This is a genomic window from Candidatus Saccharibacteria bacterium oral taxon 955 (assembly GCA_010202265.1).
In the GTDB taxonomy this organism is placed as follows: Bacteria; Patescibacteriota; Saccharimonadia; order Saccharimonadales; family Saccharimonadaceae; genus Saccharimonas.
The window spans coordinates 456413-479276 of the sequence record CP047918.1 but is presented as its reverse complement, the minus strand read 5'-3'; the positions used below and the strand labels follow the sequence as shown (position 1 = coordinate 479276).

At 48.0% G+C, this 22864-nt stretch carries 17 protein-coding genes and 1 pseudogene; 15 read left to right on the top strand and 3 right to left on the bottom strand.

All coding sequences use genetic code 11. The features are described from left to right. The first annotated feature begins 1 nt into the window (after position 1). Positions 2-3868 (top strand): DNA-directed RNA polymerase subunit beta', encoded by a 3867-nt coding sequence (rpoC, locus tag GWK75_02585; GenBank protein QHU91330.1) that lies wholly within the window; start codon positions 2-4, stop codon positions 3866-3868. A 91-nt stretch (positions 3869-3959) separates the two neighbouring features. Here the strand turns inward: rpoC and GWK75_02580 are convergent, their stop codons facing one another. Then, positions 3960-4994, bottom strand: coding sequence for a hypothetical protein (locus GWK75_02580; protein QHU91329.1), 1035 nt, complete (start codon positions 4992-4994; stop codon positions 3960-3962). Next, positions 4994-6025, bottom strand: a complete 1032-nt coding sequence (locus GWK75_02575) for a hypothetical protein (protein ID QHU91328.1) — start codon at positions 6023-6025, stop codon at positions 4994-4996. Before GWK75_02575 ends, GWK75_02580 begins: the two co-directional genes overlap by 1 nt. 304 nt (positions 6026-6329) lie before the next feature. Here GWK75_02575 and rpsL point away from each other — a divergent pair, with 304 nt between their 5' ends. The 8 genes from rpsL (at position 6330) to GWK75_02535 (ending at position 14873) form a co-directional block, all read left to right on the top strand. After that, the gene (gene rpsL, locus GWK75_02570; GenBank protein QHU91327.1) at positions 6330-6743 is read left to right on the top strand and encodes a 30S ribosomal protein S12; all 414 of its coding nucleotides are present in this window, start codon (positions 6330-6332) and stop codon (positions 6741-6743) included. 2 nt (positions 6744-6745) lie between these two features. Next, positions 6746-7225, top strand: coding sequence for a 30S ribosomal protein S7 (rpsG, locus tag GWK75_02565; protein ID QHU91326.1), 480 nt, complete (start codon positions 6746-6748; stop codon positions 7223-7225). Positions 7226-7318: 93 nt separating this feature from the next. Further along, positions 7319-8017, top strand: a complete 699-nt coding sequence (locus GWK75_02560) for a hypothetical protein (protein QHU91325.1) — start codon at positions 7319-7321, stop codon at positions 8015-8017. A 58-nt stretch (positions 8018-8075) separates the two neighbouring features. After that, positions 8076-9053, top strand: coding sequence for a hypothetical protein (locus GWK75_02555; protein QHU91324.1), 978 nt, complete (start codon positions 8076-8078; stop codon positions 9051-9053). A 44-nt stretch (positions 9054-9097) separates the two neighbouring features. Further along, positions 9098-11341: a hypothetical protein gene (locus tag GWK75_02550; protein QHU91323.1), complete on the top strand. Its 2244-nt coding sequence runs from the start codon at positions 9098-9100 to the stop codon at positions 11339-11341. Continuing rightward, positions 11338-11922 carry a hypothetical protein gene (locus tag GWK75_02545; protein QHU91322.1) on the top strand — a complete coding sequence of 195 codons (585 nt, stop codon included), beginning with the start codon at positions 11338-11340 and terminating at the stop codon, positions 11920-11922. Before GWK75_02550 ends, GWK75_02545 begins: the two co-directional genes overlap by 4 nt. Before the next feature lie 138 nt (positions 11923-12060). Further along, positions 12061-14151, top strand: coding sequence for an elongation factor G (gene fusA, locus GWK75_02540; GenBank protein ID QHU91321.1), 2091 nt, complete (start codon positions 12061-12063; stop codon positions 14149-14151). A 134-nt stretch (positions 14152-14285) separates the two neighbouring features. Next, positions 14286-14873 carry a prepilin-type N-terminal cleavage/methylation domain-containing protein gene (locus GWK75_02535; protein QHU91320.1) on the top strand — a complete coding sequence of 196 codons (588 nt, stop codon included), beginning with the start codon at positions 14286-14288 and terminating at the stop codon, positions 14871-14873. A gap of 11 nt (positions 14874-14884) precedes the next feature. Here GWK75_02535 and GWK75_02530 read toward each other — a convergent pair whose 3' ends face one another. Then, complete coding sequence (locus GWK75_02530) at positions 14885-15316, bottom strand: NUDIX domain-containing protein (protein ID QHU91319.1); 432 nt, start codon at positions 15314-15316, stop codon at positions 14885-14887. 156 nt (positions 15317-15472) lie between these two features. Here GWK75_02530 and GWK75_02525 point away from each other — a divergent pair, with 156 nt between their 5' ends. From GWK75_02525 to argF, 6 genes and pseudogenes are all read left to right on the top strand, one after another. Beyond that, entirely contained in the window at positions 15473-17218 is a 1746-nt protein-coding gene (locus tag GWK75_02525; GenBank protein QHU91318.1) for a glycosyltransferase, read from the top strand. Next, positions 17215-17820, top strand: a complete 606-nt coding sequence (locus tag GWK75_02520; GenBank protein QHU91317.1) for a hypothetical protein — start codon at positions 17215-17217, stop codon at positions 17818-17820. Before GWK75_02525 ends, GWK75_02520 begins: the two co-directional genes overlap by 4 nt. Positions 17821-17897: 77 nt before the next feature. Next, positions 17898-18827, top strand: coding sequence for an NAD-dependent epimerase/dehydratase family protein (locus GWK75_02515; protein ID QHU91316.1), 930 nt, complete (start codon positions 17898-17900; stop codon positions 18825-18827). 319 nt (positions 18828-19146) lie between these two features. Then, positions 19147-20331 carry an elongation factor Tu gene (tuf, locus tag GWK75_02510; GenBank protein QHU91315.1) on the top strand — a complete coding sequence of 395 codons (1185 nt, stop codon included), beginning with the start codon at positions 19147-19149 and terminating at the stop codon, positions 20329-20331. Positions 20332-20504: 173 nt separating this feature from the next. Further along, a pseudogene (gene arcA, locus GWK75_02505) lies at positions 20505-21740 on the top strand (arginine deiminase). 105 nt (positions 21741-21845) lie between these two features. Next, positions 21846-22835: an ornithine carbamoyltransferase gene (gene argF, locus GWK75_02500; GenBank protein ID QHU91710.1), complete on the top strand. Its 990-nt coding sequence runs from the start codon at positions 21846-21848 to the stop codon at positions 22833-22835. Positions 22836-22864: the final 29 nt, after the last annotated feature.

Sequence of the window (22864 nt, the reverse complement as noted above, 5' to 3'; positions counted from 1 at the left end):
TATGTCACGAGTTGTATCGACGACAGGCATCGCTGATTTTGACGCGGTACGCCTCGCTGTCGCAAGCCCAGAGGATATCCTCAAGTGGAGCTACGGCGAAGTTACCAAGCCTGAAACAATCAACTATCGAACCCAAAAACCAGAGCGCGACGGTCTCTTCTGTGAAAGAATTTTTGGGCCAGTAAAAGACATCAACCCGCATGATTCAAAACTGAAAGGTGTCCGCTCTCGTGAGGCGGCTGTCGACAAGAACGGTGAACTAGTTACCAAGTCGATCGTTCGCCGCGAGCGTATGGGTCACATTCAGCTAGCTGCTCCAGTGGCACACATCTGGTTTATGCGTGGTACTCCAAGTGCAATGAGCTTGCTGCTTGGTATTACTGTCCGTAATCTCGAGCGTATTGCATACTTTGCGACCTACGTTGTGCTAGGTGTTGACGCTGAGAAGCGTGATCAGATGCTGGCGGATCTCGAGGCGGAGACTGACGCTGGTCGCGTTGCGATCAAGATTCGATTTGAGAAAGAAGCTGAGGCCGAGGGAGCGGACGTCAAGAAGCTCGCCGAGGAGCAGACTCGTGAAATCGAAGAGCTTGAAGCTAACTACACACTCAGGAAGTCACAGCTCGATAGTCTTCAAAAAGGCGCACTTCTCAATGAAACTGATTTCCGTAATCTTCCAGAAGAGTACGAGGAACTAATCACAGTTGGAATGGGCGGTCCTGCGCTCAAGGCGTTGCTCGATGAGGTTAACCTCGACGAATTGATCGTTCGTCTACAAGAAGAAGTGGAGGGCGCCAAGGGTCAGCGTGAGAAGAAGCTCCTCAAGCGTCTCAAGGTGCTAGAGGGTATGCAAGCGGCTGGTATCAAACCATCTAGCCTGTGTCTAACGGTTCTGCCAGTGATTCCGCCGGATCTTCGTCCAATGGTGCAGCTGACTGGTGGCCGTTTCGCAACCAGCGACCTAAATGACCTCTATCGACGAGTTATCAACCGTAACAATCGTCTCAAGAAGTTGATCGACCTCAACGCGCCGGAAGTTATCCGTCGTAACGAGATGCGCATGCTTCAAGAGGCAGTAGATAGCCTCATCGATAACAGTGCGGCTCGCGGCAGTCGTGCTGTTAACGCAACTGGTGGTCGCCGCCGCCTCAAGAGTATCTCAGATATGCTCAAAGGAAAGCAGGGTCGTTTCCGTCAAAACCTCCTCGGTAAGCGTGTTGACTACTCGGGTCGTTCGGTTATCGTCGTTGGTCCAAAGCTGAAAATCAATCAATGTGGTCTGCCAAAGCAGATGGCGCTCGAGCTATTCAAGCCATTTGTTATTAGCTGGCTGATTCGTGGTGAGTACGCGCACAATATCCGTAGTGCAACTCGTCTGATTGAGGCGGGTGAGGCAGTTGTCTGGGACGCGCTTGATGCATGCATCGAAGGCAAGTATGTCCTCCTCAACCGTGCGCCGTCACTTCACCGCTTGAGTATTCAGGCCTTCCAGCCTGTTCTTGTCGAGGGTAAGGCGATCCAGCTTCATCCGCTGGTAGCGTCAGGCTTTAATGCTGACTACGACGGTGACCAGATGGCAGTTCACCTACCGCTGTCGACCGATGCACAGGCGGAGGCTCGTGAGCTCATGAGTGCGGTCAATAACCTGCTCAAACCTGCTGATGGTAGCCCAGTGTTAAACATCAACCAGGACATCGTTCTTGGTAACTACTACTTGACTTACGATAAACCAAGTGCGCAGACAGATACGGTGGCCGTATTTGCCAATAGCCGTGATGCTGAGCTGGCTTACGATATGGGCAAGCTTCATCTTCAGAGCCCAATTCGAGTTCGCGCAAAAGGCGAGATTCGCAACACAACGCTTGGGCGAGTGTTCTTTAATGAGATTCTTCCAGAGGACTTCCCATACAACAACAACGTCCAAAATAAGAAAGAGCTCAAGAAGGTCCTGGCGCAAATATTTGATAAGTACGGGGCTGAAGAGACCGCAAAGACAGCGGACCGTATGAAGGGCTTGGCGTTTCGTTTCGCGACAACATCAGCTGTTTCGACCGGTATGCAGGATTACCTAAACTTTGACGAGATCGCAAACTTTGTGGCTGAAGGTGATGAAAAGACCGCAATTATTTCAGGTCAGTACGACCAGGGTCTTATCACAGAAGACGAGCGTTATAGTTTGACGGTTGCAAACTGGCGCGGTGTCGACAAGAAGGTTGAGGAGTTCCTAAAGAGCGAGTTAGCGCATATGGATACTAGTATCTCGACTATGGTTAACTCTGGTGCTCGCGGTAACATTACCAACGTAAAGTTGGCAAGTGCGATGATCGGTATCCAAGTGGATGCGACCAACCGTGAAATTGAGCTACCGGTTCGCTCAAACTTCAAGAAAGGTCTTTCGAGTCTTGAAGCCTTTGTCGCGACTCGTGGTGCGCGTAAAGGTCTGATCGATACCGCTCTCAAGACTGCTGACTCTGGCTACCTAACACGCCGTCTCGTCGACGTGAGCCAGGATGTCTTCACAGTTGAGGATGAAGCTGGTGACGACCAGGGCTTCAGTATTTACCGCTCAGAGTCAGAGATGACGATGATTGAGTTCGGTAATCGTCTATTTGGGCGCTATACTGCCGAAGAAGTTCCAGGCCACATTGGCGCTGATGAGCTGATTACTCGCGAGATTGCAGATGCGATTGACGCGGACAAGAAGATCACAGAGGTAAAGATTCAGTCAATCTTGTCAACAAACAATCTCAACGGTATTCCACGCAAGAGCTATGGTATCGACATGGCGACCGGTATGCTCGTTGACGACGCTCAGCCGGTAGGTGTCATTGCCGCACAGTCAGTCGGTGAGCCAGGTACTCAGTTGACGCTTAACACCTTCCATAGCTCTGGTGTAGGTGGTAGTGACATTACTCAGGGTCTTCCACGCGTTGAAGAGCTGTTTGAGGCGCGTAATCCAAAAGGTCAGGCCTACATGTCAGAAGTTACTGGTACGGTTGATGTCTGGGAGGATAATCGTAAATATATCGTTCAAGTCACTCCAGAGGCAGGTCATGTAGAGCGAATGCCACTTGAGGGTCGTACGGTCAGTGTAAAAGCTGGGTCAAGCGTAAAAGTTGGTGACGTACTGGCGAGCGCCGAGGGTGAGGCTCACCCGCTCGTCGCACCATTTGACGGTGTTGTCGATGTAGCTGAGGACACTTTGGTGATTGCTGCAAACGCATCTGCTCCAGTTCGCTATGAAATCCCGGGCAATATGCAACTTGTTGTAAATGCTGGAGACCATGTAGAGGCTGGCGATCGTCTGACGATCGGATCGTTGAACCTACATGACTTGATGCGACTTAAGGGCACTGAGGCGACACAGCGTTATATCATCAACGAAGTGCTCCGTATCTATGCTGCGCAGGGTCAGGATGTCGCTGACAAGCATCTTGAGATCATTGTGCGTCAGATGTTTAGTCGGGTTCAGGTTGAAGACCCAGGTGACAGTACATTCGTCATGGGCGACATCGTTTCTAAGGCGAGTGTTGTTGATGCCAATAAGATGCTTGTCGCTGAAGGCAAAGCGCCAGCGCAGTACACCCAGTTGCTGCTCGGTATAACGAAGGTTTCTATCTGGAGTGATAGCTGGCTGTCGGCTGCATCATTCCAGGATACTACTCGTGTGCTTATCAACGCAGCGACAAGTGGACGCGCCGACAAGCTCAATGGACTCAAGGAGAACGTTATTATCGGACGAAAGATTCCAGTCGGTACTGGTGCTCATCCGCTCGATGAGGACGAGACTACTCCTGAGGATGAGTACGTCGAAGATCTCGCTGAAATCGAGGACGAGATCTCGGCGGACGTCGATCTTAGCTCTTAGGACCAAAGGGCAGTGCTCCAAAATACCACCCAGAAATGGGTGGTATTTAGTATGTTATTTTAACTATGCTTGTGTGAGTATTTTAGAATAATTAGCGCTTTTTTGGCGGAATGATTGTTTCGCTTGCTCCTGTTTTGACGCGACGACAGGTCTCGTTGGCATAGGCAGTCTTTAGGTTTGGTGTGTCATATTGTTCACACTCCACTGTGAGATTGGAGTCGCGGTCGGTGAAGTATCGCCATAGCTTATCTGGAGATTGATAAAACAGTGCCAAGCGATTACTCGAGGTCATAGTATTGTCGATGACCGTGCTGACAGGTAATTCAGCGTGAGTGTAGCCGTCGGTTTGACTAGGTTTTGTCATGGGTTTTCCGACAAATCCATATTGTACGCTACTAGCGGTTAATGGCGTGTAAAGTGCGGCGAGTGGCTGTTGAGTTTCGGCGTATTCTGCGTAGGTGCCCATATCTAAACAGCGTAGTTCTGTCCAGTGCTCGGCGTTTACGTCTTTTTGTTTGATCACCTGAACTTGGCAGATGACGTCGTCGCGAGTAAGGTCTGCAAGATAGTTTGTGTTATTTGCACCGTCCTCGCGCACCTTTTTGGCAAATTTATCGTAGTCCATAGCTTTGAGGATTGACTCTAGTTGCATGTCTGACTTATCGGCACTGACTGGGCCGGCGATGCCAACCAACGGCGGGACGTCGGGAATGACGGTGTAAAAGGCTTTGCCTGGCGCCATAACTGGTCGCGTAATTGGACTCTTTGGTTTTTCTTGACCCTTGAAATAGACGGCAACATTTTTAACGGTTTGCTTGGCTGTCAGGGCGTCTTTTTGTGGGGTAGACTTGTTTGACTGGTCTGACCCGTTGGTTTTTTTATTTTGCTGAGTTGGAGATAGGGCATAGATCAGCATGATGGCAACGGCGATAAGTGACACGGCAACAATTGAACTAAGGACTATCATCATTCGCTTAGGGTGATATGCGTGCTTGGGCTTGTCCTGAATCGGGTGTAGATAATCATGAACTACTGGCGTAGGGGCCAGAGGTTTTGGCTCTGGTGGTTGTCCTGCGTTTTGAATGTCGTTGTCGCTATATGTTGGTTGATCGTGGTTAGGGTGCATTATGGATTGACCTTGATTTGGTTGCCGTTAGTATCGGTGCATGGTTGACCAGCAAAAGCCTTGCGCGCGTCGCCTTCTGGGTAGCTTGCGCAAGTTGGGATACTCTGTGTGCCGATGAGCCAGTGCCATTTCTTATCAGAGCCTTGGTAAAATAGCCCCTTGAAGCCACCGGTTTTGCTATTGGCGCTTCCCATCGAGACTTCGGCTCGTTTGTATCCAGCAACACTGCTATTCTCGATGATGGCGCTACCCATAGATAGACCGTCGTGAATTGGGTTTTGAGCAGAGGTTAGATAGGCTTCGTGAAGGGGTTTTAGTTGCTTGGCGGTGTTTACGTAGCTAGACGCATCGGCACAGCCAATGTGTGATCGATAGCCAGTAGAGTGGTGAGATAGACGAACGATACACTGAATGTTGTCATTTGAGTAAACAGTCTCCTGAACGATATTGTTTTGTGTGTCAGTTGTAGTTTTGTCGGCTTTTAGACCTTTTGATTCTAGATATTGCTTTGCAAAAGCAATATCAGCTTCGACTAATGATTGAGTGCTGGATGAGGTAGAGACACCAAACATCTCTGCGGGAACTGTTGAAAAAGTATACCCAGATGGTTTATATATCGGTACGCTGTAGGCGACAAGCTTATCTTTTGTTAGGGTCGATGCACCAGCGCGTTCGCCTATTTCTACTTGCTCAGCTTTTACATTTGACTTGATTTTATCAATTAAAGTCTTAGCGGTAATTGGGGTCGGTTTTGGGGTCTGAGGGGCTACGACTGGGGCTTCGGTTGCTGGACGCTCAAAGTACGCCTTGTATACGACAATACCGACAAAAGCTCCAAGTGCTGTCATGAATATTGCTAATATCAGAACAAAGACAGGCCTAGATTGTGAGCGAGCTTTTTTTGTGAAGGCCGGGGTGCTTTTTGAGGTGGTTTCAGCCGACGCGTGTTCATCGACAGGTGGTACCGTGACCTCGGTATTCTCTACGTCTTGTATTTCTTTGCTAAAACGATCGTTGTTTGGCTCCTGCATAGTGTCCCCACTTCATATCACTTATGTATATGTATATTGTACCGATCCCGCCTCGGTTCGACAAGAGGTGTGGGCTAGACAAAGTATAACTAATTTGCTATACTAATAAGCGAGTTTCTCTTTTTTAGTAGATTGACGTGAGTGTGAAGCAGATTCTACTGTTAAAGACGTGATGTTGCGTTTGCTGCGCGGATATCACAACCAGGCCTTTAGCAAGCCTAACAATTTTAAGTACTAATCACAATTATGGGACTAAGATGCGGCAATATTTGACGCAACTATGTCCGCAACGTGAAAGGAATATATGCCAACAATTAATCAATTGGTGCGTAAGCCACGCCAGACTGCGAACAAGAAGTCAAAGTCTCCAGCGCTTGGGCGTATTCATAACGCATTAAAAGTTCGCTATTATGACCAAGATGCACCACTTAAGCGTGGTGTTTGTGTCAAAGTCACCACTAAAACTCCAAAGAAACCAAACTCAGCGCTTCGCAAAGTCGCGCGTGTTCGCCTGACTAACGGTCACGAGGTTTGGGCTTATATCGGCGGTGAGGGGCATAATCTACAGGAGCACGCTGTCGTGCTTGTTCGCGGTGGTCGTGTGCCAGACTTGCCTGGTGTTCGCTATCACATTGTTCGTGGCGCTCTCGACCTACAGGGTGTGGCTAAGCGTAAGCAGGGCCGTTCTAAGTACGGCGCTAAGAAGGAGGAGAAGTAGTCATGCCTCGCAAAGTTACTAAAAAGCTTCAGCGTCAGATTAAGCCAGATCGCAAGTACCAGAGTATTTTGGTACAGCGCCTTATCAATAAGTCGATGCTAGATGGTAAAAAACTTGTTGCGGAGCGCGCTGTTTATAACGCGCTTGAGCAGGCTGCAAAGACTCTCAAAAGCGAAGACCCTCTTGAGGTATTTGAAAAATGTATCAAGAATATTAGCCCGAACTTCGAGGTCAAGTCTCGTCGAGTCGGCGGTGCGAACTACCAGATTCCATTCCCGATCCAGGGGCATCGCCAGCAACACTTTGCGTTTATGTGGCTGGTTCAGGCGGCTCGTTCAAAGAGCGGTATGCCGTACGAAAAGCGTCTTGCTACCGAGATTATCGATGCCTTTAATGAGACAGGAATCGCTTTCAAGAAGAAAGAAGATACTCACAGAATGGCAGAGGCAAACCGCGCTTTTGCGCACTTTGCCCGCAGTTAGTTCGGTTGAGGTGACAATTTATCCGCCCCGTGGATTTTCTAGGGGCGGATTTTTTGTTGATAATTTATCTAAAATATGAAATAGTATAAGCATATGAGGGAGACAGCACCGAAGTTTCATCAAAAAGATCTCAGAAATGAGCGTCTTTTTGCACGGATTGCCGAACAGTCTGACAGGCTTTTAGTAAATGGTGGTCGTGTTGAGGTGGTCGAGCCGATCGAGACTCCGTATGATGAGTTTGGTATCGTTGATAAAAAAGAGTTATTTCGACGAATCCTGGGATCGGTGTCAACTGATTTTTACTGGGGTGGATCATATGTAGGGCCGCATCACATCATGTGGCCACGGGCCGATTACGCGGGCGAAGGACTTGGCGCACGACGTAAAATACCGATGAAATTTCGTAGCTCGCAGAGCTTGAGAGTCATCATACCGAGAGATTTACATGATTATCTCCACAAGATAACTGAGCCACCAAAGCAGCCTGGCATAGATACTATGGAGCAGTATTATCAGGAGCAGCAGACAGTGCTTCATCTATATGATATCGTTAGATACCATGGTCTATCTGATTTGTCGATATCCGAGCAAAACAAGGAGCAGTATAGGCTCCATAGACTCCATGATGAGCTAGGGCGTATCAAAGACGGTCAAGTCGGTCTTTTGCCAGACAGGGAGCTTCTGGCCAGTATGGAGCTAAACGAAGTACGACAGACGCTGAGGAGGCTAGCTCGGGTGCAGGGCCTATCGAATGACCCGGCCTGCCAAGAAGCATTTTTCCGCGAAGGCTAGCTAGATCCCATGACCCTTAAGCTTGTCGTGATAGCAAGATAATGCTAAATATTATCCTATGAGTGAATTGCCTTCTCGAAGTAAGTCTGAGGAAGATGCTATATTTTTTGATCTGACAGATAAGCTAGTATGTCAGATTGTTGATCCCTACCTTATTGACTTGCATGCGGAGGCTTTGGATCGAGAAGAGGCGGTTTTGAGGACGGCAGAAGGTGATTTTAGGGAGATCAAAAATGCTCATGTTAGAGAGCTGGATAAAAAATGGCGCTATATGGGTATGCCTATCACGTTGACGGGGATGGGCTGGCCAGTTCGGGGTAATAGGTACGAGGCTCAGCCTCGTAAGTACATAGAGAAAACTGGTATTTCAAGAGGCTTTTTGTTTTTTACAAACGAATCCGAGGAGGCAGCCGACCACTTTCCGCATATCTCACATCTCATAGAGGTAGATTCTGATATAGATGGCGGGACAAAGACTCATATTGTAGCGCCGTTGAATGGCATAGTTCAACTAGATTTACCATTTCCTTCACCAGAGTTACGTGAAGAGCGTTTTGCGTATTATTTTCCTGATTCGGCCACGACGATTGATGAACTAAACTTTACAGCTCGTCGTGATGATCAAGTGTTGCGAGACTTTGCTGAATATTACATTGTCGCCGATCTCGGCAATGATGAGCAGCTAGAGCGTCTCAGGGATGGGGCACAGTATTTGCGTTCGCGGGCTGAAATCGATCCATTAGCGACATACCACGTGTCGATTTTAGGTGATGCTATTTTGGTTAATGACGATGGTAGCGGTCTACCTGTTAGGCTGGCTTATCCATATTCACAGACGATGAAAATTAGTGATGTCGCGTTAAGACCTGCTGATGTTACCGTATCGGAGCTAAAAGGGAAGCATAAATGTGTTCCATTTGTCCAGGCAACATCGCTTGAGCCAGATGGCGCAGAACGCGAGCTATTATTTCCATGCTCGTCGATTCTGTGGATCAGTTCTTCGCGATACGACAAGCAGTTGCCGCCACAGTTCTAGCGCTTACGCTTGCATTCATTGCTTGGCTTCTGTTTAATTGATCCATGATACGAGAGCCGCTACCGAGCCATAGTGATGACGAAGCGTTCAATGCAATCATCAAAAATGCGTGGGAGACTGGGCCTAGTCTTCGTGAAACAATTGACCCTGGTATTCTACGCCTGTTAAACGACGCAAAGAATGCCGAAACAGCGCTAAATAGTGATATGGATGATCCTTCTGAGGATGCCATACAAGATACACTAATTAACCTAAATGGCGATTGGGAGTCGCTTGGTCTAAATGGTGCGCCGATCAAAGTAACTGGTCGCCTCAGGCCTACGGCATATGCTCTCGAGGAGGATGTTGTCGATCACGCTAGGGAGGGTGCGCTTCCAGGCATCAGCGAGCTCAAAGATGACACTATGGGAGAGTATTTTGACGGTGCTAATTTTGAAGCGACTATTGATGGGTTCGATGTTGAAAAAGTCCCGATGGGCGAGCATGGCTCAATCTATCGGCTCGTAATGCTGTATCGTCTCAGCGATGAATACGATGACAATCAAATTTGGTTTACATCTTACCCCGATGATGTTGAATATATTGAGCCCCACGAACCAACTCGTGAAGGTGTGGATGAGTATGTGAGAGCTAATTTGTCTGAGATCTTTGCCCAGATTCAGACGCTTCCTGATAATTGTCGAAACCCAGAAGCTGTTCGTCGAGCGCTCGATGACTTCTGCGTGACGATTGATTTTTCGAAGTTAGATGGAATGATTGAGAAAGACAAGGTGATCGACCTAGTTGAAACCTGTATTACTGATCATATCGCATTTGATAACGCAACTTATGACGCTAACGTTCAGGGTACGATCTATGGTCGGACCATGAAGTATGAGCAGGTGCCAAAGGAATACAAAGGTACACTGCGTGAACTCTTGATCAGCAATGTCCGTCTCGCGGTTATACCAGAAAGCGATGAGGCGCAATCATCAATTTCGTATCGCCCTGTGCTAGAGACTTGGTATCTAGTACCGGAATCACAAGGAGGACGTACCCCAATTTATATCCCGCTCGATAGTCTGACTGGCTTGACTTCAAACCGTCCCGAGGCCGGGGACTATCCGTTTAGTGAGGATACGATCATTCAGCCAAATGAGCAGTTTGACGAAAATTTTGAGGCAAAACCGCTTGGACAAGATTTAGGAATGGCAGTGCTTGATGTATTGGCGCACCTAGAGGATGGTGCGGAAAATAATGAGCTAGGTACTGGTGAGGATCGAGGTACGCCAGAGAGTGAGATTGAACGCGAGCGACTATTCCTAAAGGAGCTTCGCGATCTACATCATTCGGTAGGCCAGCTAGTTTCAAGTAACATAGAGCGTTCTTACCCTACCCGAGCCCTGGCTGAGGCTGATTACGAGATAGTAAATAAGTATGTCGCAGACTTTTTCGAACGGTGGAAGGCACGGGTTAATGCTGTAATAGAAGTGACCGGCGAGGGTTTGCGTCTTTCTAATGCCACAATCACACATACAATTGATCATGACAACGAGACGGTTGATACTCGCATCAAAGGTTTTGATGTTGTTCCTGCTAGTAGCCTAAATAATGCCAAAGGGACACTTACCCAGGCACATGTTCGCGTAGGGCCCTGCGAGGTGGATGGGGTTACGCATCATGTTATTCGTGCCTACTTAGAGTTTACTGACGTAGAACACGATAATCGCACTAGGGTGATCAATGATCCAGATATTAATGTTCCTATAGTCTCGCTGGAAACTTCGCGCCAGTTTTTTGTTGATCTTGGCTTGTCTGTTGGATATTCGATCCCAAGTGTTGAGTACGATGACCGACGCAATGAGGCGCTTGCTAATGTCGCAAGACTGGATATTGAACAGTCGTTGAGGGTTACGCTCAGGAAGAATCTCCTTCATCTGGCACATGCGATTGACAATGGGTCTGATACAGACCTCACAGAGTATGGGCGCGTTGGGGAGCTATCTGATATAGGGCGGAAACTACAGAAGAATGAGCAGGCAATGACCACGGTTGCCGATACGCTTGAGGCAATTCTCCACAGAGGTCGCCCGCTCCAGGTCATTGGTCCATATATTGATGAGACTGGTGACCAGATTAGCGATCAAGGACTTTTTGCTATACTCGACGGTGTTATTACGGAACACCCATTTATGGATGAGAAGCAGATCGCATTTGTGATGCTAATCCCGGCCCAAGAACCAGGAGAAGTAGATAGTCGATATGTTGTACCATTAAGCACGCTTGAGGAGATGGCGTTTATATCATGAGTGAATTTATGAACAACAAAAAACCAAACGAATACGATGAGTTTTCTAGAATAGTCAGTGGCCTCGAGGGGCAGATGGGTATCGAGGTAGGCGAAAAGCATGTAGTAGTGCCACTAAGTACAGACATGAGACTTCTGCGCTCTGCCTACGATGACCATATCAAGGAGGCGATTGCAGCCGAGCCTGACGCGCCACTTCGAATTGAGGACTATAATTTCATCGAGATGATGCTTAATCGCAAGGATGTGCTGCAATTGCCTGAGCTCCAGGCTGGTGACAAGGTTGTTGTTGGGGAGGGCGCTTTTACGGCGTATCAAACCGACTCTGGTGTCGCCTGTGAGAATGTCGTTGAAGGAGAGCGAATAGTCGGTAATTTTAGTCATATTGCTGTGGCTCCGGTTCCTACGCTTGATGCTATGATTGATGGTTCTGGAATAAACGAGAATGGCTATGATGTGGCGCTTGTTTTGAGTCAGCCTCAGCTTGAGATCGCTGGATATGATGATCCACACAGGATTCAGTCAGATTACATTGTGGTCTCAATTTCTGATCCAAGTGTTGAGATCAGCAAGCGACTCTAGTTTTATAGATAATAACTGTCAGTTAACACTAGTAAATTGTTGCTAAATATGCTATATTTAGATCCAAGTGCTGTTTTCTAATGTCTAGAAAACCTGGCAAATAATAAATTAGTAGAAACGAAAGAGAGTAGGAGCCATATGGCAGCAACAAATGTCCCCCTAAAGGACTTCCGCAACGTCGGTATCATCGCGCATATCGATGCCGGTAAAACAACTACAACTGAAGGTATTCTTTACCGTACTGGTATCAACCACAAGATTGGTGAGGTGAAAGGCGACGGAGACGGTGCAACTACCGACTGGATGGCGCAGGAGAAGGAGCGCGGTATTACTATTACGTCTGCGGCTGTTACCTGTTTCTGGAAGGGCCACAAGATCAACATCATCGATACCCCGGGTCACATTGACTTTACTGCCGAGGTCGAGCGTAGCCTGCGTGTTCTCGACGGTGCGGTGACGGTGTTTGACGGCAAAATGGGTGTTGAGGCACAGTCTGAGACCGTTTGGCGCCAGGCAAACAAGTACGGTGTGCCACGTATCTGTTTCGTTAACAAGATCAACCAAACAGGTGGTGATTTCTACAAGAGCCTCGAAAGCATTCGTACCCGCCTCTCTAAGCAGGCATTTCCGATTCATCTGCCAATTGGATTCGAAAAAGATATCTGCGGTGTCGTTGACCTTATTGATATGAAGGCATATACCTACGACGACTTTACTGATCATGAGCTAAAAGTCGGTGAGATCCCGGCTGATATGCTCGAAAAAGCCAAGAACGCTCGTTCGCTACTCGTTGAAAACGCAGTCGAAGCTGACGAAGATTTGATGATGAAGTTCTTTGATGAGGGCGAGGAGTCGATCACTGTTGATGAGCTAAAAAGTGCTCTTCGTAAGCGCGTTTTGGCTGGTGACTTCTATCTCGTTACTGGTGGTGACGGTCGTGGTGTGATTGTTGAGAAAGTTCTTGACTTGATCACCGATTATCTACCAAGCCCACTTGATATCGACGAGATCTGGGGTAAAAATCCAAAGACTGGCGACGAAGTTTCACGTAAACCGGACGAAAAAGAGCCGATGGCTGCTCTCGCTTTCAAGATCGCGGCTGACCCATTTGTTGGTAAATTGATCTTCATCCGAGTATATTCTGGTGTCTTGACGGCTGGTAGCTACGTGTTAAATACGACAACTGGTGAAAAGGAGCGTATCGGACGGATTGTTCGTATGCATGCAGATAAACGGGAGGACATCGACAAGGTCGGTGCTGGTGACATCGCTGCAGTCGTAGGTTTGAAAAATACCTTTACTGGTAATACGCTTGCCGAGTTGGCTCATCCAATTGCACTTGAATCAATTGAGTTCCCAGATCCACCGGTCAGTATCGCGGTTGAGCCAAAGACAAAAGCCGACCAGGAAAAAATGGGCATCGCTCTTCAGCGTCTCGCCGAAGAAGACCCTACATTCCGAATTCATACCGACGAAGAGACGGGTCAGACTATCATGTCTGGAATGGGTGAGCTTCATCTTGAGATTTTGATTGACCGTATGAAGCGTGAGTTTAACGTTGAAGCAAATGTCGGTGAGCCACAGGTTGCCTTCCGTGAAACGATCAAGAGTATGGCTGAAGCCCAGGGTAAGCACGCTAAGCAGTCTGGTGGTCGTGGTCAGTACGGTGATGTTTGGGTTCGATTTGAGCCAAATGAAACTGGCAAAGGCTTTGAGTTTATCGATGAGATCAAAGGTGGCGTGGTTCCTCAGGAGTACCGCCCAGCCGTTCAAAAAGGCATCAAGGAAGTGCTCGATGGTGGTGTTATCGCCGGCTATCCGGTCGTTGATGTCAAGGCGACGCTTTATGACGGAAGCTACCATGATGTTGACTCATCAGAATTAGCCTTCTCGCTCGCTGGTGGTTTGGCTACTCGCGAGGGTATCAAAAAAGCCACCCCAGTCTTGCTTGAGCCAGTTATGCATGTCGAAGTAACGACGCCAGAAGAGTTTATGGGTGATATCATTGGTGACCTGAACTCGCGACGTGGTCGTATCGAGGCTATGGAAGACCTGATGGGCGGCGCTAAGCTCGTCAAAGCCGTTGTTCCGCTCGCAAATATGTTTGGTTACACAAGCGACATTCGCAGTATGAGTCAGGGTCGTGCTGCAAGCACGATGGAGTTGGCTCACTACGAGGAGGTTCCACCAAACGTTGCACAGGAGATTATCGAGAAACGATCGAAATAGCTAAACTAGTTGGATCAAAAAGCCACCTACTACGGTGGCTTTTTGTTTGTTTAGTCTAGAGCAGTGCTACACGCCTGTGATATTGCTTAGGGCGTATGCTTGCATTTAATAACCATCAAGCTTACAGTTAAAATATGCGAAAAAATACTTTGTGGGCGCGCCAAGATGGCTTTACTATCGTTGAAATATTTATCACTATGGCAGTTATTGTCATCTTGGCATCAGTTGCAATAGTTGGTTACAATGGCCTTCGTGATCGCACTGCTGATGCAGATCGAGCGACTACCGCTGGGCAGCTGAAAAAACTCATCCAGGATGCAGTAGTCAATAACGGCGGAACAACTACTAAGTTTCTTGACACAATAAAGTCTAAATACGTCGAAAGTTACTCTACAGTCTCTGCCTATAGAAAATTATTTAACCTAGAGGGGCTGAGCAATAAGGTGCTTGTTTGCTCACGTAATCAGGCTAGGAACAGCGCAATGGGGATCGATGCCTCTTGGATAAATCATCTCGTAGATGATCTAGATGCGTGTAAGCATTACGAAGATGGCACAAATAAAAAGGTCGTCCTGAGCTACATGGGGCCGCTAAGCGACGGATCTACGGAAGATATGAGTTACCGAAAGATAGAGATTGGTTATTATAGTAGCGTAAAGAAAGCATACGTGAAATTTGCGTCATTTACTGACGCTAAAATTTACGAACAAAGTGAGCTCTAGTGCACGGCTAACTAAGCTAAATACGGATCTGGACCCGCAAGATTAATCTCACTGAACCGCTTGAGTGAAGCGGGGAAGACTGTTAGGTCTACTAACTCTTCCTCGCTAAACCAACGTACTTCTGCGACTGCACCGTTAGGGTCACTATCGGAGTGTTGGCGGTGCGCCTCGTGGCTGTTTGAGTTGAGCGTACCAAGCCAAAATGACTCTAGATAAACCATGTCCTTCTCGCGAAACTCACTCAACCATAGCATACGGTCAATCGTCACGTCGTAATTGGTCTCCTCTTTGACTTCACGTTTTGCGCATTCTGGCAGTGATTCATCCTCAAACTCCCAGCCTCCACCTGGCGGATACCAAAAATTAGCATTGCGGTTACGAACAAGCATAATTTGATCATCATGTATGATGACAACACGAGCGATAGGACGGAGTTGTTTCATACAGTTATAGTACCAAGCTGTACATGCCTAGGCAATAGTATTGATTTTGTAGCTACTTTATGATATAATTAAAGTGTTAGGAGTTTGCATGACAGTAAGCATAGCATCACTAGCATCAAGATGTTTTACCTATCTGCCGGGAAGGATGATTAACAGATGAGGATAGGTGTATTCTCTGACGCCATATCTATTCCTCCAAAAGAAGGAATAAGCCTCCATGTCCATGAGTTGCTTCGTTCAATTTCTGATGACTCTTCTCATGAAGTAGTGCTGTTTATGTGTGATCGTGGCATGCTTGATCACAAAATACTAGAGTCAGAGCCGTACACAATCGTTCTCATCCCTGAGCACGATTTTTTTGAAATCTCGTATATCGAAATGATGATAAAGCGCTACAATATCCAGCTAGCGCAAACACACAAGACGTATATAGCTGCTACAGTACTAGGCGAGGCTTGTCGTCGTGCCGAAGTCCCAATGGTTTACGAGATGCATGATCTTGAAAAGGATGTTGTTCCACTATACTTCACCGGAAACGAGGCCGTGTCTGAGACGAAAAAGCACGACGAGTTTCAACGACAGGCGTGTGCTTATGCCAGTCTAGTTAGGGTGATGTCACGATACGATTATGATTATATAGCTACCAACTGGCATGAATTTGATAACAAGCTGTTTATCTGGCTGCCTGTAGCCACCGAGGCAACTGATGCTGATTTTTGTCAGGACCCAGATCGCCAAATGTTGAGTTATATAGGCAACATGAGCTATTTACCAAACGCAGAAGGCGCACAGGCTATTGTCGATAAGCTTGCGTCTCGAATGAAGAATAATCAATTTTGCTTTGTCGGTCGTGGATCGGAGCGCTACGGCAGCCAGGGTATCGATGCGCGTGGTATGGTGGACGACCTGACTCCAATTTTGAGAAGTACTGCAATTGGCCTAGCACCAATTTTTAGCGGTTCTGGGATGAAGATAAAAAATCTAACATACTTAAAGCATGGGATCCCAGTATTGACGACATCTCTTGGGGCGCAGGGATATCCAGTATCACCTGCAATGATAATTGAGGACAATCTTGAGAGATGGCCGACGATTATTGATTCTCTGCTGACGGATCGAAAGCTACTGGCTAGCCTTTCATTAGAGGCGAAGCATCTTTTTCTCGATAACTTTGAGTCGAATCATGTCAATCGTCAGCTCCATATACTGTATGATAGATGTTTGACTGATTATGGTGTGAGGAAGCGCCAACTGAAAAAGCTCGTGGCCCAACGAGACATCAATCCTGTTGAGATGTACTGGATTCGTGAGTATCGTGAAACACTGTCAGACCTTATAGATGATACGGTGGTGATCCCATCGTCGTGTCAGCACCTGGTCATCCTGGAAGGTCTGCCTGGAAGCGGTAAATCCTCTTTGTTGAGGGCTTTAGAGGGCCGACTCAAGGTGGCGACGGTACCAGAGATGGTCGCGACGGTTGACATGGAACTCCCTACGCCATTTTTGGATCACGATCTCAAAAAATACGCAATAGCGCGTCGTCCTGGTATTACTGTCATGGATCGAGGGGTGGATTCTACGCTTGCTGTTGAGCTTGCTGATCCAGAATCTAAGACGTGTAGCTTGACGATTGAAGCGGTTCGTAGGGCATATGCTAATGGACATTTAACAAAGCCTGATGTTGTTATCTATCTACGAGTGCCGGTTGACGTTAGTCTAGCGCGACAAAATGCATGGAATGCCCCGCTATGGCGAAACCGCGTCTTGCTTGAATCGGTGGAAAAATATTATCAGACCCGTCTTGTAGGTCAATCGAATGTTATCGAGATTGATGCCACTCAAGATCGTGGGGCGGTTATAGAGCAGGCGATAGAACAACTAGAAGAGCGAGGCTTGATATGATGCGACACAATAAACAAACTGAAGTTTGCGTTGTCCAGGATGACAATGCGACGATCCCGCCTGAGCGGCGCATCTGGAGACTAGCCAGTGGGCCGCCAGTGAACAGTGATAGTTATCTATACGTTAGCCCCCGGTGCGCCGATAACCTTGGAACGGGTTTGACCTCTAAGAAGACGAGTTTTGAGACGCTCAGTGCCGAAGATTGGGCACTTTGTATAATTAAGCCTGATGCGCTTAAGCTAAGCCTGGAGGAGAGGATTCAGGCTTGTATTAGAAATAAGATAGCCCGTTCGGCGCTAGTGCTAGTTGAGAATGAAGTGAACCTAACTGAGGCGCAACTCGATCAAATCTGGCCAGCTCCACTGGATGAGCATGGCGAGAGGTTGCCTCCGTCACCGTGGTGGGAAGCAACCCTCGAGTACATGCAAAGCGCTCCAGTTAACGTGCGGTTAGTTCATGGTCTAGGGGCGAGCGCAACACTGCTCGGACTGAAGACTGAGCTTCGACGAGAGTTCTACGGTGACGGCTACCAGTCGGACGAAACGTTGCCAATGCTTGATCGTGTTCGTTCGGTAATTCATACGTCTGACTGTGATAAATAACTGATCGGCAATATATTGGCGTTTTGGGATCATTCGATAATTCGAGAGGCGGTTAATTCTGAGATGGAGGATAACAGGTGAAAGTTTTGATTTTTGGCGGTGCTGGCTATGTTGGGTATGAGCTGGTGAAATGTTTTTTGGGTAACGGCGACACTGTTGCGATATACGATGCATTTTGCAACGGAGACGCGTCGGCGCATGACAAGGTTTCGGCTCTTGGGTCGGTTACGGTTTTTGAGGGAACGATAGCTGACAAAAAAGCGGTCCGTCGGGCGATAGAAGAGTTTTGTCCCGACGTGGTTTATAATCTTGCCGCGCTACACTATATTCCGTACTGTATCCAGCATCCTGACGAAGTTTATGAGACGAACTATCAAGGACTTCAGAATATCATTCAGGTACTTCGAGATTATCCTCAGACCAAATTTATATTTGCCTCATCGGCATCTGTTTACGGCTCTCCGGATCAGCAATGTACGTTAGATACTCCAGTTGATCCTAACGACATTTATGGTGCTAGCAAGCTCGCAGGCGAAGGGCTTATTAAGTATCAATTATCAAATTTCGTCATCATGCGTCTGTTTAATGTGTATGGTAGCCTAGATCCTCATCCACACCTAATTCCAAAAGTAGCCCGAGCAGCAGTTCGTGGCGAGGATCTAGAACTCGGTGCTATGGAGGCTAAGCGAGACTTCGTCCACGTGACTGATGTAGCCCGAGCGTTCTTTGTGGCTAGAAATGGCTGCCCGGGCGATACATACATTGTTGCGACAGGAGAGACCCATAGTGTCAAGGAGGTTGTCGATAAGATTTATCAACTCTCCGGGTCATTAGGCAAGGTAACCTATGGAACGGTAGGAAATATGCGCGCAAAAGATGCATCCTGTCTAAGTGGCGACTATTCAGCCCTTAGGGCGCTTGGATGGGCTCCGATGGTACAGTTCGACGAAGGGCTGCGCTCAGCGATCGATGCAGCTCTAGTTGAAAAGAGGTCGGTAAAGAACTAAGCCGGTCTCTAGCGAGTATGGTATACCAGATCTAGCGAAGAGTTGATGAGCCAAAGTACTACTTCTGAAAGCGCGCCGTGGTGCGGATATAGTCATCGCTGGGTTTAGGTATAGGTCGGGATGGCCTCATCGAAATAGCGAATCAGTCTTTTCTCGTCTCGATGGAACTACTCCCAAAAGTCTTTACACCTTGGCGCTTTTCCTCTATAATCAAGTCCATACGCGCGGCGCGTGTTGGTTCCAAATGCAGGTAACCTGTACTTTGAGACCCATGAAGCTCGCGTCGTGAATAATATAAGTAAAAGGAGAAATACCTACTATGGCAGACTTTGATCGCTCAAAGCCTCACATCAATGTTGGTACCATGGGTCACGTCGACCACGGTAAAACAACGCTTACAGCGGCTATTTCGCACGTTCTAAGCAAAAAGCTACCAAGCGACGTCAACGTACCTCGTGACTACGACACGATTGACAACGCACCAGAAGAAAAGGCACGCGGTATCACTATCGCCAGCTCGCACATTGAGTACGAGTCAGCAAACCGCCACTACGCACACGTTGACATGCCAGGTCACGCCGACTACGTCAAGAACATGATCACTGGTGCGGCTCAGATCGACGGTGCTGTGCTTGTTGTTGCAGCAAACGACGGCCCACTTCCACAGACTCGCGAGCACGTTCTGCTTGCTAAGCAAGTTGGTGTGCCAAAAATCGTTGTCTTCCTCAACAAAATGGATCTTGCCGACCCAGAACTTGTTGAGCTTGTTGAGATGGACGTTCGTGAGCTTCTCACAAAGAATGGTTACGACGGTGATAACGCGCCAATCATCAAGGGTTCTGCTACCAAGGCTCTCGAGGGTGACGCTGCAGCAGAGGACGCAATCATGGATCTCGTCAAGGCTATGGACGAATACTTTGAGCTTCCAGAGCGTGATCTTGACAAGCCATTCTTGATGCCTATCGAGGATGTCTTCTCGATCAAGGGTCGCGGTACTGTTGCGACTGGTCGTATTGAGCAGGGTATCGTTAAGCTAAACGACCCAGTTGAGATCGTTGGCCTCAAAGAGACCCAAAGTTCTGTCGTGACTGGTATCGAGGCGTTCAAGAAGAACCTCGACCAAGGTCAGGCGGGTGACAACGCTGGTCTGCTTCTCCGCGGTATTGAGCGCGAGCAAATTGAGCGCGGTCAGGTCGTTGTCAAGCCAGGTAGCTTGACTCCACATACTGAATTTGATGCTGAGGTTTATATCCTAAAGAAGGAAGAGGGCGGTCGCCATACTCCATTCTCAAAGGGCTACAAGCCACAGTTCTACTTCCGTACAACTGACGTTACCGGTGAGGTTGAGCTTCCAGCTGACAAAGAGATGGTTATGCCTGGTGACCAGGTAACCTTCAAAGTTAAGTTGCTTGCTCCAATCGCTATGGACAAGGGCCAAGACTTCGCTATCCGCGAAGGTGGTCGCACCGTTGGTGCTGGTGTCGTAACCAACATCATCAAGTAATTACGCTCGTAGTTACACTGAAATGCCTCCGATCAGTCGGGGGCATTTTTGGTTTTTGGTTATCTACACCCTATATTTTTTAACTAAAATATACATAAGCTTGAAACTTAAAAGCAAATGCTTATAATAAGTGATGAAAAACTAGGTGGTAAACATATAAAGGAGTAGTGAATATGGGTAGGCCGCTACATATTACGTCGGAAATCGGCAAACTAAAAACAGTGCTATTACACAGACCGGGTGAGGAGCTTGAGAATCTTGTGCCGGATTATCTGACAGACTTACTGTTTGACGATATTCCTCATCTAGAAGTAGCGCAAAAAGAGCACGATGCTTTTGCGCAAGTGCTACGCGATCGCGGTGTCGAAGTGTTGTATCTTGACGAGCTTGTGACGGAGGCTTTGGCAGACCCATCGGTGCGTCATGAGTTCATTGTTGAGATGGTTGCGGCTTCAAAGCAAGAGGGGCGACGTGTTAGCGATGCGCTGGTTGCCTATCTCGAGCAAATGGATACTCGTGCTATGGTTCGAAAGATTATGGCAGGTGTTCGAAAAGACGAGCTTCCGCTTCCAGAGGAGCATCAGCAGCAGCTTCATAGTATGGTTGAGAAGAGTGCCTACCCATTCTATCTCGATCCGATGCCAAACTTGTACTTTACGCGCGACCCAGCCGCTACGATCGGAAACGGGCTGACAATTAACCGTATGCACTGGCCGGCACGACGTCGTGAATCACTGTTTATGCAGTACATCATCAATCATCATCCTCGATTCGCTGGCCAAGACATACCTGTCTGGAGCGGTCGAAACCAACGTTTTTCTATCGAGGGTGGTGATGAGTTGGTGCTTAGTCACGATACGATGGCGATCGGAATTAGCGAACGTACAACTGCTGAGGCAATTGAGACGATGGCAACCAAGCTATTCGCTGGTTCAGATTTCAAACGTGTAATTGCTCTTGAGATTCCAAAATCTCATGCTTTTATGCACCTCGACACGGTCTTTACGATGATTGATTACGATAAGTTTACAATTCATCCAGAGATTCGTGATGCAAACGGTCATCTCAACATATATATTCTTGATAAGGTAGAGGGTAGCCGATATCCTAAGATAACCAAGGAGCGTGATCTTGAGAAGGTCTTGCGCGAAGCACTGCACAAAGATAGCATCACTCTCATTGAATGCGGAAACGGCGATCCGATTGCGGCCGCTCGTGAGCAGTGGAACGACGGCAGCAATACGCTCGCTATTGCTCCAGGTGTCGTTGTGACTTATGACCGTAACTATGTCACCAATCAAGCATTACGCGAGGCTGGATTAGAGGTGATCGAGGTTGCTGGGTCAGAGCTAGGCCGCGGTCGAGGTGGCCCACGCTGTATGAGTATGCCACTTGTCCGTGAAGACCTCGAGGGTGCACCAGAGCCTCATCACCACACTACGCAGAGTATCACGGTAGAGGATGCTTCGTTTAGCGTCCCTGTCAATATAGCTAGTGATGTGGAAGAATCTGCTATTGACTCAAGCTTAAAGGGACGATCGTTGCTCACGCTGAAGGACTTCACACCAGCCGAGATCCGACAGATGCTCGACACGGCTCACGAACTGAAGCGTCAGAAAAAGGCGGGTATTCCGCACCGTATTCACGAAGGTAAACAAATCTGTCTGTTGTTTGAAAAAAACTCAACCCGTACTCGTTGTGCCTTTACGGTGGCGGCGAACGATCTCGGTGTCGCTCCAGAGTTTCTCGGTAAAGACGATATTCAGCTAGGCAAGAAAGAATCTGTTGAGGATACTGCAAAAGTTCTTGGACGTATGTTTGACGGAATCGAGTTCCGTGGGTTTAAACAAGAGACTGTTGACAGCCTAGCTAAGCACTCTGGCGTACCAGTTTGGAACGGCCTGACTGACCAGTTCCACCCGACTCAGATTCTGGCAGACTTTATGACGATCGAGGAGCACCTAGGTCGCCTCAGGGGTGTCAAACTTGTATTTGTCGGTGATGGTCGGAACAATATGGCGAATAGCCTGATGATCGGCTCGGCGATTATGGGGCTAGACTTCCGCATCCTCGCGCCAAGTAGCCTGCACCCAGAGCCAGCTTTAGTCGAAGAAGCACGGCGTCTGGCTGCCGAAAGTGGCGCTAGGATTACAGTTACAGATAACCGTCGAGAGGCGTTGGATGGTGCTGATGCGATTTATACGGACGTCTGGGTCTCAATGGGCGAGGAATCACAGTACGAGGAGCGAATCGCTCTTCTGCGCGACTACCAGGTAAACCGCACAATGCTAGAAGAGACTGGTAACCCTAATGTCAAGTTCCTTCACTGTCTGCCGTCATTCCACGACACGAACACCGAAACGGCCAAGGAGATTGCCGAGAAATATAACCTACACGAAATGGAAGTAACAGACGAGGTATTCCGGAGTGAGGCTAGCGTCGTGTTTGACGAAGCAGAGAATCGTATGCATACCATCAAAGCCGTTATGGCATTGACGTTGTAACCAAAAAAGGACAATAAGGAGGGTCCGCT